This is a genomic window from Salegentibacter sp. 24 (assembly GCF_004362395.1).
Taxonomy (GTDB): Bacteria; Bacteroidota; Bacteroidia; order Flavobacteriales; family Flavobacteriaceae; genus Salegentibacter.
This window is the reverse complement of record NZ_SNWE01000030.1, coordinates 21,154-36,773: the sequence shown is the minus strand read 5'-3', so window position 1 is coordinate 36,773 and position 15,620 is coordinate 21,154. Positions and strand designations below refer to the sequence as shown.

General features: G+C 37.1%; 17 protein-coding genes. 13 read left to right on the top strand and 4 right to left on the bottom strand.

Going from position 1 to position 15,620, the window contains the following annotated elements; all coding sequences use genetic code 11:
- The first annotated feature begins 133 nt into the window (after positions 1 to 133).
- From DET49_RS16630 to DET49_RS16595, 8 genes are all read left to right on the top strand, one after another.
- Complete coding sequence (locus tag DET49_RS16630) at positions 134 to 424, top strand: helix-turn-helix transcriptional regulator (protein ID WP_133549759.1); 291 nt, start codon at positions 134 to 136, stop codon at positions 422 to 424.
- A 33-nt stretch (positions 425 to 457) separates the two neighbouring features.
- Positions 458 to 1,663 carry a primase-helicase family protein gene (locus DET49_RS16625; RefSeq protein WP_317130337.1) on the top strand — a complete coding sequence of 402 codons (1,206 nt, stop codon included), beginning with the start codon at positions 458 to 460 and terminating at the stop codon, positions 1,661 to 1,663.
- Positions 1,664 to 1,937: 274 nt separating this feature from the next.
- Complete coding sequence (locus DET49_RS16620; protein ID WP_133549757.1) at positions 1,938 to 2,813, top strand: toprim domain-containing protein; 876 nt, start codon at positions 1,938 to 1,940, stop codon at positions 2,811 to 2,813.
- Between the two features lie 129 nt (positions 2,814 to 2,942).
- On the top strand, positions 2,943 to 3,239 hold the full coding sequence (gene mbpA / locus DET49_RS16615) for a mobilization protein MbpA (RefSeq protein ID WP_133549755.1): 297 nt from the start codon (positions 2,943 to 2,945) through the stop codon (positions 3,237 to 3,239).
- Positions 3,236 to 4,108 (top strand): relaxase/mobilization nuclease domain-containing protein, encoded by an 873-nt coding sequence (locus DET49_RS16610; protein WP_133549753.1) that lies wholly within the window; start codon positions 3,236 to 3,238, stop codon positions 4,106 to 4,108. Before mbpA ends, DET49_RS16610 begins: the two co-directional genes overlap by 4 nt.
- An 11-nt stretch (positions 4,109 to 4,119) precedes the next feature.
- Positions 4,120 to 4,584, top strand: a complete 465-nt coding sequence (locus tag DET49_RS16605; protein ID WP_133549751.1) for a DUF6730 family protein — start codon at positions 4,120 to 4,122, stop codon at positions 4,582 to 4,584.
- Between the two features lie 518 nt (positions 4,585 to 5,102).
- Complete coding sequence (locus DET49_RS16600) at positions 5,103 to 5,669, top strand: Crp/Fnr family transcriptional regulator (RefSeq protein ID WP_133549749.1); 567 nt, start codon at positions 5,103 to 5,105, stop codon at positions 5,667 to 5,669.
- Between the two features lie 86 nt (positions 5,670 to 5,755).
- Positions 5,756 to 6,820 (top strand): SDR family oxidoreductase, encoded by a 1,065-nt coding sequence (locus tag DET49_RS16595; RefSeq protein ID WP_133549747.1) that lies wholly within the window; start codon positions 5,756 to 5,758, stop codon positions 6,818 to 6,820.
- 204 nt (positions 6,821 to 7,024) lie between these two features.
- Here DET49_RS16595 and DET49_RS16590 read toward each other — a convergent pair whose 3' ends face one another.
- The 4 genes from DET49_RS16590 to DET49_RS16575 all read right to left on the bottom strand — a co-directional run bounded on the left by DET49_RS16590 (position 7,025) and on the right by DET49_RS16575 (position 11,533).
- On the bottom strand, positions 7,025 to 7,819 hold the full coding sequence (locus DET49_RS16590; protein WP_133549745.1) for a hypothetical protein: 795 nt from the start codon (positions 7,817 to 7,819) through the stop codon (positions 7,025 to 7,027).
- 154 nt (positions 7,820 to 7,973) lie between these two features.
- A complete protein-coding gene (gene rhuM / locus DET49_RS16585; protein WP_133549743.1) occupies positions 7,974 to 8,969 on the bottom strand; it encodes a RhuM family protein in 996 nt (331 codons plus the stop codon).
- Positions 8,970 to 9,650: 681 nt separating this feature from the next.
- On the bottom strand, positions 9,651 to 10,748 hold the full coding sequence (locus tag DET49_RS16580) for a hypothetical protein (RefSeq protein WP_133549741.1): 1,098 nt from the start codon (positions 10,746 to 10,748) through the stop codon (positions 9,651 to 9,653).
- 2 nt (positions 10,749 to 10,750) lie between these two features.
- Complete coding sequence (locus DET49_RS16575; protein WP_133549739.1) at positions 10,751 to 11,533, bottom strand: RNA polymerase sigma factor; 783 nt, start codon at positions 11,531 to 11,533, stop codon at positions 10,751 to 10,753.
- 404 nt (positions 11,534 to 11,937) lie between these two features.
- On the opposite strand from DET49_RS16575, the gene DET49_RS16570 reads away from it, so the two are divergent.
- From DET49_RS16570 to DET49_RS16550, 5 genes are all read left to right on the top strand, one after another.
- Positions 11,938 to 12,201: a transcriptional regulator gene (locus tag DET49_RS16570; protein ID WP_133549737.1), complete on the top strand. Its 264-nt coding sequence runs from the start codon at positions 11,938 to 11,940 to the stop codon at positions 12,199 to 12,201.
- A 180-nt stretch (positions 12,202 to 12,381) separates the two neighbouring features.
- Entirely contained in the window at positions 12,382 to 12,954 is a 573-nt protein-coding gene (locus DET49_RS16565; RefSeq protein ID WP_133549735.1) for a hypothetical protein, read from the top strand.
- Between the two features lie 44 nt (positions 12,955 to 12,998).
- Positions 12,999 to 13,385, top strand: coding sequence for a hypothetical protein (locus DET49_RS16560; protein ID WP_133549733.1), 387 nt, complete (start codon positions 12,999 to 13,001; stop codon positions 13,383 to 13,385).
- A 188-nt stretch (positions 13,386 to 13,573) separates the two neighbouring features.
- Positions 13,574 to 13,774 carry a hypothetical protein gene (locus tag DET49_RS16555; protein WP_133549731.1) on the top strand — a complete coding sequence of 67 codons (201 nt, stop codon included), beginning with the start codon at positions 13,574 to 13,576 and terminating at the stop codon, positions 13,772 to 13,774.
- A 188-nt stretch (positions 13,775 to 13,962) separates the two neighbouring features.
- Positions 13,963 to 15,009 carry a hypothetical protein gene (locus tag DET49_RS16550; protein ID WP_133549729.1) on the top strand — a complete coding sequence of 349 codons (1,047 nt, stop codon included), beginning with the start codon at positions 13,963 to 13,965 and terminating at the stop codon, positions 15,007 to 15,009.
- Positions 15,010 to 15,620: the final 611 nt, after the last annotated feature.

The window sequence follows — 15,620 nt, the reverse complement described above, 5'->3', positions numbered from 1 at the left end:
CTTTCCAGGAAAAAAAACCAGCGATCAAATTTGAAACTCAAACAACCAATCAAATTGCACTGTTCTATTAAATCCTTAGATCGAATTCAGGTTAAAAGGCCTTTTACTCATTTTTAATTTTAACCATATAGTTATGAATGAGCAGGAACAAGTAGTGGGTTTACTGGAAGATATTAAAACCCTTCTTTCCCACACGAAAAAAGTAATGAACGTGGAAGACCTGGCACAATATACCGGACTTTCCAAAAGTAAGATCTATAAGCTTACGCATTTGAAGCTTATCCCTATGGGGAACAATCCTAACATTCGTCAGAAATTTTTTGACAAGGAAAAGATTGATGCCTGGCTCCTGGGAGAACCGGACCTCTCCGATGCCTTTCTGGAGGATCAGTTCAACAGGAGCCTGATAAAGAACCGGAAGTAGGCTTTTGCCTTTTACTCATCCATTAAAAATGTTATGATGAAAAAGACAGCCTATATCCGTGTGGGTACCAGTTACTATAAGATAGCAGCGATGCCCACTATTTCCGGGAACTTCAACGAAGTGTTGATTCCCTGGAATATCGAGACCTTGCGACAGGACCACGGGAAAGGTTTTGTTGGCAGTATAAAAAAATATGAAGGCTTTACCTGTATCCCAAGCCACAGGGATTTTAAACAGGTGCATCACGGGTTTTATAATACCTATGCGCCCTTATCCTATTCCCCAAAACCAGGCGGCATAGATCATTCCCTGCAATTCCTAAAACACATCTTCGCCGACCAATACGAATTAGGCCTTGATTACCTGCAACTCTTGTATACAAAGCCGATCCAGATGCTGCCAATACTATGCCTGGTATCCAAAGAACGAGTTACCGGAAAGACCACTTTTTTGAAATGGCTGAAGGCTATTTTTGAAAGTAACCTGACCTACCTGACCAATGATAGCTTCAGCAGCCAGTTTAATGCAGACTGGACGAACAAACTGCTGATCTGCATTGATGAAGTATTGTTTAACAGGGAGGAGCTTACCGAACGCATTAAATACCTGAGCACCACCGATTCTAATAAACTGGAGGCCAAAGGAAAGGATAAGCGGGAAATAGAATTCTTTGGAAAGTTTATCCTGTGTAGCAATAACGAAGATAATTTTATCAAGATCGATAGCGAAGAAACCCGTTTCTGGGTTTTGAAAGTTCCTACCCTAAAAAATGAAGAAACTCATTTTCTGGAACACCTGAAGACGGAAATACCAGCCTTTATAAATTACCTGCAGCAGCGGGAATTAGCTACAACTCATAAAACCCGCATGTGGTTTAGCCCGGAGCAGCTACGAACTGATGCCCTGGAAAACCTGATACAAAACAACCGAAACCGGGTGGAAAAGGAACTGGCCAGTGTGATGCTGGATGCCATGGAAACCTTCGAGCTGGAAGAAGTAGCTATTTGTCCCATCGATGCCTTGCAGGTATTAAATCGCACCCGGGTTAAAACTGACTTAACCCAATTGCGAAAGATATTAAAGAAGGACTGGAAGTTAAGTAACCAGGATAATTCGCTAAAATACCAAAAGATAATTATGTGGCAGGAAGGGGGATTGGGCATGATCGACGCTAAAGGCCGGTATTATACCGTTAAAAAATCCTTTCTACTACAACAGTTCCAGGAAGATTTAAACTGATGAATTGATGAAAGACTGATGAAGCCCGGGAGGCCAGTGACTCAAAGGCTTTGTGCCCGATCACCCTCAATTTTGAAAAGGAACAAAGAAACAACCACCGGGATTTATACCTTTTATTATTTCTTTTTTTTGATGAATGATGAGAGATATTAAATAAGCCCAGTGATAGCAAGGGTTTAACCCCCGCATCGTTTTGTCATCGTTTTGTCATCAAAATTAAAACGATGCGGGGATTTGAAGTTATATGATAGCAGTTGATATAAAATGAAAAAAAATGGAAAAAACAGCAACATCTAAAAGCTGGGAAAAAGCCCGTAATATTTGCATCGTAAAAACGCTTGCAAAATTAGGGCACTTTCCCAGCAAAACAACGGAAAAAGAAGCCTGGTTTCTGAGTCCCCTGCGGTCAGAAACACATGCCTCTTTCAGCGTTTCTTTAAGAAAGAACCTGTGGTATGATTTCGGGATAGGAAAAGGAGGGAATGTGATTGACCTTGTTATGCTGCTAAAGTCTTTTTCCAACAGGGAGGCTTTGGAATTTTTGGAAGCCGGTACAATTACTTCTTTTCATCCACCTGTAAAGAAGCCGGTAGTAAAACAAGGGATTGAGGTCCTAAGGGTGGAAGCTTTAAATCACCAGGCGCTTATCGGGTACCTGGAGTCCCGGAAAATTCCTGTTGAAATTGCCAGGATATATTGTGCCCAGGTATGGTACCAGTATAAAGACCGGCAGTTTTATGCCATAGGACTTAGGAATAATAAGGGAGGCTGGGAACTTCGCAATAAGTACTTTAAAAATTCCAGTAGTCCCAAGACCTATTCCCTTATTCAAAATGGTTCGAAACAGTTAATTGTTACGGAGGGGATGTTTGATTTTCTATCCCTGGCTACTATGGAGGAAGTTTTAGTGAATTCTTCGGATGCTATCGTTTTAAATTCCCTGGCTTTTGTGGATCGTATTAAAGGCTTACTTCCGAAATATGAGCGAGTCTTACTCTACCTGGATAATGATGCTGCAGGTAAAAAAGCGACTGCTTTACTTGTTAACCTTTATGAGCATATCACGGATTGTAGTGATTCCTATTCGGGATATATAGATCTCAATGAAAAACTTAAGGCTGAAAGAAGTTTTGGGAAAGCAGAGAAGTAGAAAATTGATGCGTTGGCAAATAGTAAATACCTATCGGAATTTTCAGTTGAAAAGGCAAAGCAAGATGTGTCATTGTCATGACAATCTTGCTTTGCGCCCGGTGGTTGCAAAGGATTTAAAAATAAAAAAATGAAAAGGGAATACATCCAGGTGCGCTGTTCGATCTATGAGAAAAAGCTGCTCCAGAGAAGGGCTGCCAGGGCAGGAATCTCCCTTTCCGAATATATCCGTGCTACGGCCTTTGATAAGAATATCGTGGAACGTCTCACTCCTGAACAATTGCAGACCTACCAGATGCTGGTACGGTACAAGAACAATTTTAGCCGGATCGGAAATATGTTTCGAAAGCGGGATCCGAGGCTGGCCAGGGAGGTGCAAGACCTTGCCAGGGAAATCAGGGAACATTTAAAAAACTTTAAAAAATGATAGGAAAAGGACATGCTATTTCCAGGACCAGGGCTTCTATATCCTATGGCTGGAACCAGGAAAAGGAAGCTGAAATTGTACTCCGAGAACATGTGGCCGGGAATACTCCTGCCCAGATCGCTGAAGAGTTCAGGATTATCCAATCGCAAAATGAGCGCTGTACCAATAACACCTTAAGCTTTATCGTCAGCCCGAACATTGAGGACGGGAAGGATCTCAGTAAAATGGACCTGGAAGAGCTCGCTAAGAAGTTTTTAAAGGAGATGAAACTGCAAGACCATCAATCTATTGGCTTTGTTCACAGGGATAAGGCGCATACCCATGTTCATATCTATACCAACAGGATCGGCTTTGATGGTAAGACTTACAATGACCGCTTTATCGGGAAACGAAGCCAGCTCGCCGCTGATAATGTTGCCAGGGAATTAGGTTTTAAAAGGGTTCGGGAAGTACAGCAGGAAAAGCTTCATGAGTTAAAGGGCTTGCGGCAGGAAATCAGGAATATACATGACCGGGTGCTTCAGTCGAGGCCAAGATCCCTGGATGAGTATATAGCCAGGATGAAGTCCCAAAAGGTGGAAGTGATTCCCACAATAAATAAAGCGAATCAACTGCAGGGCTTCCGGATGGAATACAAGGGGGTGAACCTTAAGGCCAGTGAAGTACACCGGTCGATGAGTGGTAACCGGTTAATTCCTGCTATTTCGCAAAACCAGGGTTTAAAAAGACTAACGCAGGCACCAAAGGAACTACAGGTCTTGAATAAGACCGTGCAATTAAGCGGTAACCTGTCTACCAAAATAACCAAAGAGCTTGTAAAAGGAGCAGTTAAGATTATAAGAGATACCGGTATAGGATATGGATATTAAAACTTTAAGTTATGAAAAAACTAGATGAAATTATGGAACTGATGGCCGATGAGATGGCTGATTTTAAAGCTGCTGTGCTGGAACTTCAAAAGCTTTCGAAGCAATTGGTAACTATGAGTATTCCAATTAGCACTGATGCTTTGGAAAATAATCTAAGCATATTCCTTAAAAAGCAGGAAGCAGAAAAGGAAATAACAGATGAAATTCTAAAGGAAATAGACCGGAAATTAAAACGTGCCAGGGTCATCCCCAATTACCTGCTTATCCTTTTAGGGGTACTTGGAATTCTTGCTTTGGGCCTGGTGGGGTATTTTGGTTATACCGCCAATGAAAAACTGGAGGAAAGCTTTTCGGTTTATGGGGCGATGATGAAAATGAAATCTCAGAATAATCAATACGAGGATTATTTTGCAGCACACCCGAAAATCCACGAGGAATACTGTTGGTGGCTAGAGGGTGGATACCAGGGTTTGTAATGACAAATGGCTTAGTGTAAAATCCTGGAATTTGCGGCAAATGCCCTGAAACCCCGATATAACCCTTAGAATTTGTGGTAAAAAATTAGTAAAAAATTGAAGCATTTTTTTAGATGAGTGGATACTGAGTGGATACTCCAGTAAATGTGCTCAAGGCCCTGATAACAGGTTGAAATTTACTGGTTTTGTAAATAGAAGTAGGTAGCGACCTATGCTGTTTTTACTTTACGATTACCTTCCCGTACGCTATAAAAACAGCATTGGATCCAGCGCTGGTTATGGTAGATATTTGGGCTGATGCAAAACTCTTAAGATTTCTTTTATAATAAACGTTTCAAATTAAAGAATAAGCTATTATTAATGGGAACTTTGTAAAATCAATCTTCACTAAGATGATGAATCTAGATAATTAAAAGTTTTTCTCATTAACTTTATAAAAAGGAGTGCTTTCTGAGAGTAAAATCAGGAGTAAAGAAAATGCTTAATTTCAATTATATGAAAATCAATAAAATACCAAGGTGACTGAACAATTATTAAGAAAACAAATAGAGGCTATTGTAAAGTTGACCGATGAGGAATTTCAATTTGTGGTAGGCTATTTTGAAATTAAGAATTATCGGAAAAACCAATATTTGGTGCAGGCAGGAGCAGCTGCTCCGTTAGATCATTTTGTGACTTCAGGGCTTTTGAAATCCTATTTTATTGATGAAGACGGTAAGGAGCATATCCTTCAATTCGCTATGGAAGATTGGTGGATTTCAGATCCCCAGGCTTACCATAATCGTTTACCGGCAACTTTGAATATTGACTGTATTGAAGATACTACAGCCTTAGCAATTACTATAGATAATAGGGAAGCACTGTGTTATGAATGTAAAAAGATGGAGTATTTTTTTATGAAAAAAACCACTGCCGGCTATATCGCTTTGCAAAAAAGGATATTATCCTTGATGAGTCAAAATTCTGAAGATCGCTACCGCCAGTTTGAGGAACTTTACCCTGTCCTTATAAACAGGATACCCAAAAAATTAATAGCCTCTTATCTTGGTGTTAGTCGAGAAACCCTCAGCCGATTGTCCATTTAAAGTGTGACTTATCTCACATTTAAAATGTGATCTATGTCCTTGAATAGACGGGCTCATTATTCGAAATTTGAAAAAAAGGAAAGAAGATGGAAAAAAGAGCATTAGTAGTTGGAGTAACCGGAATAACAGGGAGTAGTGTTGCCAATTCTTTAATTAAAGAAGGCTGGAAAACATATGGCTTAGCCAGAAACCCAAATAAGAACGTAGATGGTTTAATTCCTGTAGCCGCCGATTTGTTGGATAAAGAGAACCTGAAATCAGCTTTGGAAGGTATAAAGCCTACCCACGTGTATATTTCTACATGGATGCGGAAGGAAACCGAAGCCGAAAATATAAAAGTGAACGGCGCGATGATCAGGAATCTTTTGGATGTCCTTTCGCCACAAAAATCTATTGAGCACGTGGCTTTGGTAACTGGCTTAAAACATTATTTAGGTCCGTTTGATGATTATGCAAAAGGAGAATCGCCAAAAACACCCGTAAGAGAAGAACATCCGCGATTGGATATTCTGAATTTTTATTATGCCCAGGAAGATGAAGTATACGCAGCAGCTGATAGGTATGGGTTCACCTGGAGCATTCATCGCCCTCATACCGTTATTGGCAAAGCAGTGGGAAACCAAATGAATATGGGGACCACTCTTGCCGTTTATGCCAGTATTTGTAAAGAGAAGAATCAGCCTTTTACCTGGCCTGGATCTAAGGCACAGTGGGAAGGAATTTCTGATATGACAGATGCAAATGTACTTGCAGATCATTTAATTTGGGCATCTACCACAGAAGCTGCTAAAAACGAAGCTTTTAATATCACAAACGGGGATATTTTTAGATGGAAATGGATGTGGCAACAGATCGCAGATTATTTCCAGGTTGAAACTGTCGGTTGTACAGGAGAAATTAATCCTTTAGAAAAGCAAATGGAGAATTACGATGAAGTATGGAATGAAATAGCCTCAAAATACAATCTGAAAGAAAACAACCTATCGAAACTGGCCTCGGCCTGGCATACCGATTTGGACTTAAGTCGTCCTATGGAGATTATGACAGATATGTCCAAAAGCAGGAAATTGGGATTTAAAGTTTATAAACCTACACTTGATTCTTTCACTGAACTATTCGAGGAACTTCGCAGCGATAAATTGATTCCATAGTATTTCTAATTAATTTTATGGAAGATAATGATGGAATTCAATGCAAGCATAAGAATTAAAAAATGGGTGGTAGTGTGATCTACTGCCCATTTTAAATTTACGCTTAACTTCCCGTACACTATAAAAAAAGCATGGGATTCGGCTCATGTTATGGTAGATATTGGGGGCATCATTAGGTTTAACCAACATTAAAGGGAACTGTACTTAAATTCTAAATCCCCAGGGATTCTCTTCCCCTACAAATGGGCTTTCGTAGGTGAACCATTTAGTAGTTTTAGATATTTTTCCATCAATATTCATAGGGGTAAACCTTACTTTGTATTTTCCTGTTTTAGCATACGTAAATGCTCCACTACACATCCCGTGACCCACATAGAGTTTATCTTTCCATGTATTCAAAATATAAGTGCTGGACTTACCGGTTTCGAGATCTACAAACTCCGTTCGATACCATATCTCCTGACCTTTAGTATTATTTATTTTAAAAAGAGCATTTGCTTCAGGACCACAACCATACCATTCCACGTTGGTTTTATCGAAAGTGATTTCGAGTTCGCTGTCCATGGGTTTTAAATCTTTTGTATTGGTGGTAGACCAGATTATGCGTTCTCTTTCTTTTTTCTCTGAATTATACCTTGTAGGATCTTCTTTTTCATTTTGTTTGGCCCTCTGAAAATTTAAATAATAATCAGTATTGGGTTTTAAAGAAGTAACAGGCTTAAATATAGCCTGGGTTAGAGACATTTGCCCTTCATTTATAGCTAGTAATTCAAGCATTACTTTTTCACCGGATTCGGTCTCAAGATAAGGAGGTAATTCTTCAAACCCACGAATAGTTTTTTGATCCATAGCGTAACCCTGGATAAGAATCTGTGGGTTTAAGCTTATTTCTTGCTGAATTGGATAGTAGTTCATTCCAGATATCGCACATTCATAATCTGTAGAGGCCTGAAGAGAAGTACCGGTTAAAATGAATAGTAACATTATAATTTTATTCATAAGAAAGGATTTAAGAGAAGTAATCAACAATTGTTCCTGAAATTCTGGATTTTAGAATTAATGGCGCGTGCTCGCTTTTCAAGATGTTTTACTTGGTAAAGGCTAATCACTGATGATCGGTGTTAATCCCATAGAGAATTCTTTCTCATTTTCTTCAGTGGCGAGATATGAGATTGACTATTACCTTGATCATCATTTCTTTATCGCCTGGGTGGCTTTCAGCAATTAATAAGGTCAATGCTACCAGGGCGTTGTCCGGGATTACTTTATTACCGGTTTGGGTGTAAAGTATCTTGTTTCGGTCTAGAAACCAGACAAATAAAAATGCAGCAATTCGTTTGTTTCCATCGGAAAATGAATGGTTTTTAACCACAAAATACAGCAAGTGAGCTGCTTTTTCTTCGGTTGTGGGATAGAGGTCTTCCCCTCCAAAGGTTTGATAAATATTTTCCAGGGAGCCCTTAAAAGAATCGTCCTTCTCCCGGCCGAATAGTCCTTCGAATTTTGTTTGTCTTCCTAATTCATCTATTGCTTTTCGAGCTTCGCTGTAGGTGATTTGAAAAACTTCCCGACTTCCTTCCTCAGGGACCTCCAGCCGCTGGTGATCATAGTCATCTAATAGGTCCAAGGCGCGAGAATACTGTGCAATAATTTTTATTAAACCTGCAGATTCATCAGTATTGAGGTCGTGTTCAGAAATAACTTTTTCTTGCAGGCGACCTACATTTTTTAGTTCTTCGAGCTGGCTGGTTTTTTCTCGAAGTATTTTTTCATTGATGGAATATCCCTGTAGTAAGAATTCCTTTAGAACTTTATTGGCCCATTGTCTAAATAGAATACCCCGTTTAGAGTTAACCCGATAACCCACAGATATTACTACATCTAAATTATAGTGCATTCTATCTCTGGCTACTTCTCTCTTTCCTTCACTTTGAACTGTTCGGAATTTCCGAACAGTTGAATTATCATCTAACTCACCAGATGAGAATATGTGCTTAATGTGTTCACTGATATTAGCCTTACTGGATTCAAATAATGCAATCATTTGAGCTTGTGTAAGCCAAACCGTTTCTTCTTCAAGCCTGACATCAATTTGAGTTTGCCCGGTCTCGGTTTTATAAATCAGTATTTGGTCCTGCTGCGATCCCATAATCCTTTCAGAATATAAATTATTAGTATCTTTTTGATTTCGAAATGAATATAAACATTTTAATTATAGGCTTATTTTAAAAGATAGTAACAGCTTCAGGTAAATTTTCTCCATATAAATATTGCCCATTTACTATACAGGAATGCTTAATTTCCATTCCAGGCTTTCCCTTAACTAGATCATTTTTATAATACCATTGAATTCAGTCTAAGGATTACCTTCAATCAATTGCTGAAATAAGAAGTCCGGACTACTATCAAAAAATAAGAGCCCACGCCGTTGTATATGCTAAACGCATTTAGCGAGTGTAATTTTCAACCTCACTTTGCGGGTGTACAAACACCCTCGAAATTATCATAATGTACTTTTCATTTTAGTTATTTTAAAATAAGCCTCTGCATATTTTTCACTATTCAAATAAAAGAGCAACTCACGCCGTTGTATATGCTAAGCGCATTCAGTGAGTGTAATTTTCAACCTCACCTAATGGGTGTACAAGCACCCTCTTCGTTAATTATTTTAATTTTTTTCTGTTCAATTCTTCCAAATAAGCTTCTGTATATATAATTCACTATTCAATAAAAGTGGGATGACACGCCATTGTATATGCTATGCGCATTTAGTGAGTGTAATTTTTAACCTCACCTTATGGATGTACAAGCACCCTCGAAATGTCATTTTTCAGTCTGTTATCAGTTCAATGCCGGCTTTTTCGGCCTTGTATGTTATTTTGGCTATCAGTTCATAATAGCTCCAGTTTCTCAGCACAAATTCCTCCTCTTTGGCAATTCCAATCTTATCTTCCTGGTTGATCAAAATAAGCGTGCCGGCCTGGTGTTTGACGCAAAAGTTGATTAATTGCCGGCTGTAGAGGTGCAGCCGGTTAGTCACGTAATTCTTTTCCAGCTCGTGGAACCTTTGCACTGCTTTGGTTTTTCGTTTTCGCCCTTTCCCTGATCTTGCATAGGTAACTCCTTCCTGTGCCCTTTTACGGGCGGCTTGTATGGCCAACCTGCGATATAGAAATTCTTCCCGGGAGCCGATGTTGAGTTTTGTCTTTCCGGTCTTTACTATAATCGGATATTCCAGTGATAAAGAAGCTTCCGCGATTACATTAGGTTTTAAAAGATGCTTTTCTTTTTCAATTTCAAAGGTGGCCAGCAAAAAAGTTTTATCCTTTTTTATTTGAATTTGGGAAGTACAAAGCTTGGTTTCTCCTGCTACTACCCCCTCCAGTAGCTTTCGCTTATCGGAATAATCCCTTCCTAAATATGTTTTTAGCGGAATGGAAAACAAACGAAAACAAAAGGCTTTTTTCTCTTCGTCATAACATAATCCTTTCATGCCCTCCATATCAAACGGAAAAGCCATATCCCTTCTAAAGTTCATCAGGGAGCGTTCCCCCTTCCAGTATTCTACCTTATGTTTCTGGAAGGTACCCATTAAATTGTGGTTGATATTACCTAAAATATTGGTAGGGATTTCCCCTTTATAGCGGTCGGACACTACCCGGTAGGTGGCATTGATGCGGGAGCGGTTCAGGATGCCGGCTTCATCTTTCTTTTCATCGGCCAGTTTATATTTTATGCCTTCGGTTAAATAAAAGAATTCCTGGATCATTTCCTGAACATAGAGATGACTAATGATAAGATTAGCCGCCTTAAAGCTGCGGTTGCGCCACTGGTAGAGTTTATCCAGAGCCTCCTTTCGTTCTTCTTTGGTAGGCAGATCAACCAGTAACTGTATCTTTCGGGTTAGTTTTAGCGTATCTTTTCCCATAACTAAGCCGATTGTTGTTGTTCGTGTTTGAGTTGCAGTAGCTTATAGGCGGCCATAAATTCCTTATGGACTTCCTTTTGGGAAAGGTTCAGTTCTTTGGCAATGGCAGCGAAGGAATACTGTCTTTCCGTACGAAGCTTTAAGACCTTTTCCTGTTCCTCGGTCATTTCCCCCTGAATCTTAATTGCTACCACCGGTTTTGGTTTTGATACCAAATTGCTCCCTTGGTGAATGATGTTTTTAATATCCTCGATAGCCCTTTTTACCTCGTTGCTGGTGTAGGTAATACTGGTTCCCATAAGCTGGGCAATGGCTTTATACTGAAAACCGTATTTTAAACAGAGTTCTATCAGGCGTCGTCTTTCAGGGCTAAGTAATGGAAAAACACGGCTTACCCGGTCAAAGGCTTTCTGCTGGGTTCCGCTATCCAGTAGAAGTTCATCCTCCTTCTCGGGATCATAGCCGTGCATGTATTCTTGATAGTTTTCATAATATTCCAGCCGGTTGATGTTCCGGTAAAAATTATTCTTAGGGCGGGCATAATAATAGGTACAATCTCTTTTCATTACATAGCGAAGGAAAAAGTAAATATGTTCTGGTCGTTCTATCCCATCTCTATTCTCCCATAGTTTCAAGAATGTATCCTGAAGGATGGTTTCAATGACAAATTCATCCTGAATTAATTGCTTTCCTAACCAAAAGAGCCTACGGTGGTACTTGCTATAGATATATTCCAAAGCATCGGGATGTCCTTGTTGTAATAATTCAAAAATACGCTGTAACATAAGCATTCGCTTTTAAGCCGGAGGTAAATGCCTCCAGAATTAAACTGAATTTAGCTTATGCGAATTCTTATAAAGAATTAAGAGAAGATAGCTTTGAAAACAATTGAGAAAAATACCTGTTTCCTACAAACGAAAAAAGGCGTGGAGACTCAACTTATAGCATCAAGGTACTGGTATACCGCACGACAATAAGTAAAGCCCACGCCCGGGTCGTGAGCATTTACACTCATCATCTCGTCGCTAAAAATTACCAGTTTTTGATGCGAGAATCAAAGCGAATGCTTCTAATATTTTACTTTAAGAAGTTTCGCAAATATATTAATATGAGATAAATATAATAAAAATATTTTAAACTCGTTCGATCGAACGAGATTGTTTTAAAAGTATGCAATTCCTTTGTTAGTATGGCAAAGGAGATCAATAAAGCTATTTGTGAGTTTATAACTAAAGAATGGATCAATCCATTTTTAGCCAACGGAGGCACACAAGTAGGTTTTGCCGACCATCATAACATCTTAGAAAGTACCGTCCGTAAAATCAAAAACACCCCGAATTATCGAATTCCAGTGGAAACACTCTTCAAAATATGTCAAGAAAGGCGAATAAGCGTTTCAGATTTCTTTAGACAACTTGAAAAAAAGTTTCCTAATTTGAAGATTGAAAAGTAAAATTGAAGTTTTTTCTGCAACATTTAATATTACAAACTTTTCTTTTTAACTCTCTTTACGGTTTTCCGCATTTTTCTCTTATTTTATTGTTTTATATTTAGCGAAATTGGGTTTATCCCAGGGTATTTGTTATTAAAATATTTTATGCGGTATAAAACAAGTTGGCAGTAATTAATCGGAATGTTCGATAAAAAAAAGATTTTAAAACTTACAGATGAAAACTTAAATCAATTAAAATTGGATTTATCCTCTGTATCAATTGTTCCATTCCAAGAAATTCAATTTGATTCTTCGGAGTATAGAAATCGTGAAATCTTTAATAAGAATTGCAAAAAAATCAAACAGAATTCAAACCCAATAATCTATACAATTAAGTTTTTGGAAAGAAAAAAACTTCCTGTATTAATTGAAAAATTTAAAAATTTTCATACAGAGAATAAAACCCGAGTTAAAAATAAGGATCGGGTCAATATTTCCAGATTCAATAATACCAATTCTGACTTTTTATATGTAGGAAGTTCTACAACAAAATTTAGAGATAGAATAAAAAACCATTTTGGTACAAGAGGCAATAGAGTATATAGTCTTCATTTATGCAAGTGGGATGATAATCTTACTTACCAAATAAAACTTTGTACCTATGAAATAATTTCGGAAAATGATAAAAAACCTGATAGGATATTAGTCGAATTAATTGAACAGCAAATATGGGATGAATTACAACCCATTTTTGGAAAAAGAAGTGGTTTATAAAATTTACAATAATTATTAAAATTAAACCTTTAAAAACTTAATCAATGAAAGCAAAAACACAATACAATGATTTTTTAGGTACAGTTGCGGCTGACATTTCAGATGGTCTATCACGAAATGGTGATGATCTTAATAGTATAGCAAAACATTTTGAACTGGATACAGATAGGTTCAAAATTGTCGGATTATCAGTATATGGAACAGAGAATTTTAGAGTCTCATTAATCTGTGTGGATAATGAAAAAAGCACTGCAGAAAAAGAGCATATCGTTAAAATATCTTTAGAAATTGCGGATGAAAGGGAAATATTAGATGTAATATTTAAGAGGTTAAATATTGTACTTCACAACCAGTTTGAAAGGGAATATTTAGAAAAGGATTATGATGAGGAAGCCAGTTTTAGCGACTTCCATAACGATCAAGAACAATAACTACTACCAACAAGTCGGTTCACCGCAAATAAAGACGGGTATTGTCGAAAAAGTGTAATTTTACATACCGAGAAAGAAATTGTGAAAAGGAATTCCTTTATATCGAAATTTAAGTTTAAAAATTTAATTCTTATCTTTGGTGTTCTTCAAAAACCAAACTAGATATGGATATTAATAAACTTGCAAATATGATTGGGATTATTGCCATAATCGCTGTAGTTAAATATATCCTAGATTTAATTTCACAGAATACAGATACTAATGTGATTTCAAATGAAGGTCTGGAAATATTAGAAGACCCTGATAAAAAGATAGAGTTAAGAAAAGCCGTAGATGAATATCACCAAACGGGAGACTGGTCAAAAACTGAATTGAATAGCATTATTTAAGCTTAATGAATCTTACGTTTGGATTCATAGCTTTTTTTATTTCCATAATTATTCCTGGATTATTATTCCGACGCTATTATTATTATGGTGAATTTTCAAAGCAATTTAATACAAAAGACCCGGTTCTACATTCTATTTTCCTCAGTATTATACCCGGTGTTTGTTTACAGTTAGGGGGCTTTTATTTCTTGAGTAATTTCCAATATTTTGATATTGAGAATTTAAAAGTTTTTAATGTATTTAATGACTTTGCATACTTAGAAAGTAAAAAAGTCGGAAACGACACTGAAGAATTTTTAAAATACGGCTTAGGAAAATTTATCTTATACTCCTTAATAATTTTCAGCTCTTCTGCCGTAATCGGAAATTTAAGTGCTCGAGTTTTAAGGGCTTTCAACCTAGACCATAAATACAAGATCTTTAGATTCAGAAATCAGTGGTATTATATTTTCAGCGGTGAAGTATTAAGTTTCCAAAAGTTCAAGAAAGCAAAAGGATTACATTTCAATTCATTACCGGAAAATCAGAAAATCCTAATTACTTATGCTGATATTTTAATTGCCAATCCACAAGGAAATAGAGAGTTATACACGGGTTTTGTTGTGGACTATGATTTAAACCAAGATGACATCTCTCAACTTGACAAAATTTATTTACTCGATGCATATCGCTATAAAAAGCCTAATCGTTCTGGCTTCAACGATTCAGGCATTTTTCAAAATACAAATTCTACAAATAACTCCTATGAGTTTTCAAAAATTGACGACGAAGACTCTTATTCATCGCGAACAAGAATAAATATACCAGGTGATTTATTAGTGGTTTCCGGGAAAAATATTTTAAACATTAACTTAACCTTCATTCCATCAAAAAAAATAGAAGAGAAACGAGATGAAGAGAAACAAGCTAAATTTAAGTGGTTGTCATACACTCTTACGGCTATTACATTAATAATAATCTTCATTCATATCTTTTCAGGTTTTATAGGATTTAATGAGGATTCTGTTTTAAATTCTTATTTCAGAAAATCTACACTTTGGGGCAAAATTTTTGCTATAATTTATCTAAACCAGCTTATAGCAATGTTTATCCCAGTCAAGGATAAAAATGGAAAATATTACTTTTCCCACAAAACAAGTTTTGCGAAATTAATTATACTGGTAATTCTTTCAGTTATTCTTTATTTTTTATTGAACAATCAAGTTATTTGTACGCCTTGGATATTTTCCTGGTGAAATTGAAATTTTATTTTTGTCCTCGTATTTCCTTTCTCAATATCTTATCATTTAACCATTCTCCCCATTTCCCTTATATTTGTCATATTCCCTCCAAACAGGAATATTTAATCGTAGCCAAATTATTATATTCAGGCTGTTTAAATAAAAACTACAAGACCCAACCTACCATACATGGCAAAAGCAGATATCGATTTTGAAAAGGAACTATAGAACGAGGCCAACGAACTTAAGGGTATAGAAAAATCTAGGATAATTAGAAAGATGTTCATTATATGAAAGCGTTCATTGTCACTGAACAACTAGTAATAATGAACATACAGAGCAATGTATAGAAATAATGACTTTATTAAAGAAGCTGCTTCTAAGCTGGACGAAGTTAGCAAAGTTTCCAACCAAGTAAATTCTAATGAGCCCCACGAAGTGCTTTTGACTGTACATAATACAAAGTTCCTCGCAGAGAGTAGGTCTGCTGTTAGAATCTCTATGCTAGGCCTAATATTATCTCAACTAGAGGAATTAAAAAACAATAACAGAAACGATTGGAAAAATGATGAATAAAAGTAAATAGGCTCGAAAGTAAATAGCAAGCTACTTTCCATTCTTTAAGA

Coding starts and splice junctions, on each gene's coding strand:
- DET49_RS16610 (WP_133549753.1), top strand. CDS start 3,236: ATGATAGGAAAAGGACATGCTATTTCCAGGACCAGGGCTTCTATATCC.
- DET49_RS16555 (WP_133549731.1), top strand. CDS start 13,574: ATGATTGGGATTATTGCCATAATCGCTGTAGTTAAATATATCCTAGAT.
- DET49_RS16590 (WP_133549745.1), bottom strand. CDS start 7,819: ATGAATAAAATTATAATGTTACTATTCATTTTAACCGGTACTTCTCTT.
- DET49_RS16605 (WP_133549751.1), top strand. CDS start 4,120: ATGAAAAAACTAGATGAAATTATGGAACTGATGGCCGATGAGATGGCT.
- DET49_RS16630 (WP_133549759.1), top strand. CDS start 134: ATGAATGAGCAGGAACAAGTAGTGGGTTTACTGGAAGATATTAAAACC.
- DET49_RS16580 (WP_133549741.1), bottom strand. CDS start 10,748: ATGGGAAAAGATACGCTAAAACTAACCCGAAAGATACAGTTACTGGTT.
- DET49_RS16620 (WP_133549757.1), top strand. CDS start 1,938: ATGGAAAAAACAGCAACATCTAAAAGCTGGGAAAAAGCCCGTAATATT.
- DET49_RS16595 (WP_133549747.1), top strand. CDS start 5,756: ATGGAAAAAAGAGCATTAGTAGTTGGAGTAACCGGAATAACAGGGAGT.
- mbpA (WP_133549755.1), top strand. CDS start 2,943: ATGAAAAGGGAATACATCCAGGTGCGCTGTTCGATCTATGAGAAAAAG.
- DET49_RS16625 (WP_317130337.1), top strand. CDS start 458: ATGATGAAAAAGACAGCCTATATCCGTGTGGGTACCAGTTACTATAAG.
- DET49_RS16575 (WP_133549739.1), bottom strand. CDS start 11,533: ATGTTACAGCGTATTTTTGAATTATTACAACAAGGACATCCCGATGCT.
- rhuM (WP_133549743.1), bottom strand. CDS start 8,969: ATGGGATCGCAGCAGGACCAAATACTGATTTATAAAACCGAGACCGGG.
- DET49_RS16565 (WP_133549735.1), top strand. CDS start 12,382: ATGTTCGATAAAAAAAAGATTTTAAAACTTACAGATGAAAACTTAAAT.
- DET49_RS16560 (WP_133549733.1), top strand. CDS start 12,999: ATGAAAGCAAAAACACAATACAATGATTTTTTAGGTACAGTTGCGGCT.
- DET49_RS16570 (WP_133549737.1), top strand. CDS start 11,938: ATGGCAAAGGAGATCAATAAAGCTATTTGTGAGTTTATAACTAAAGAA.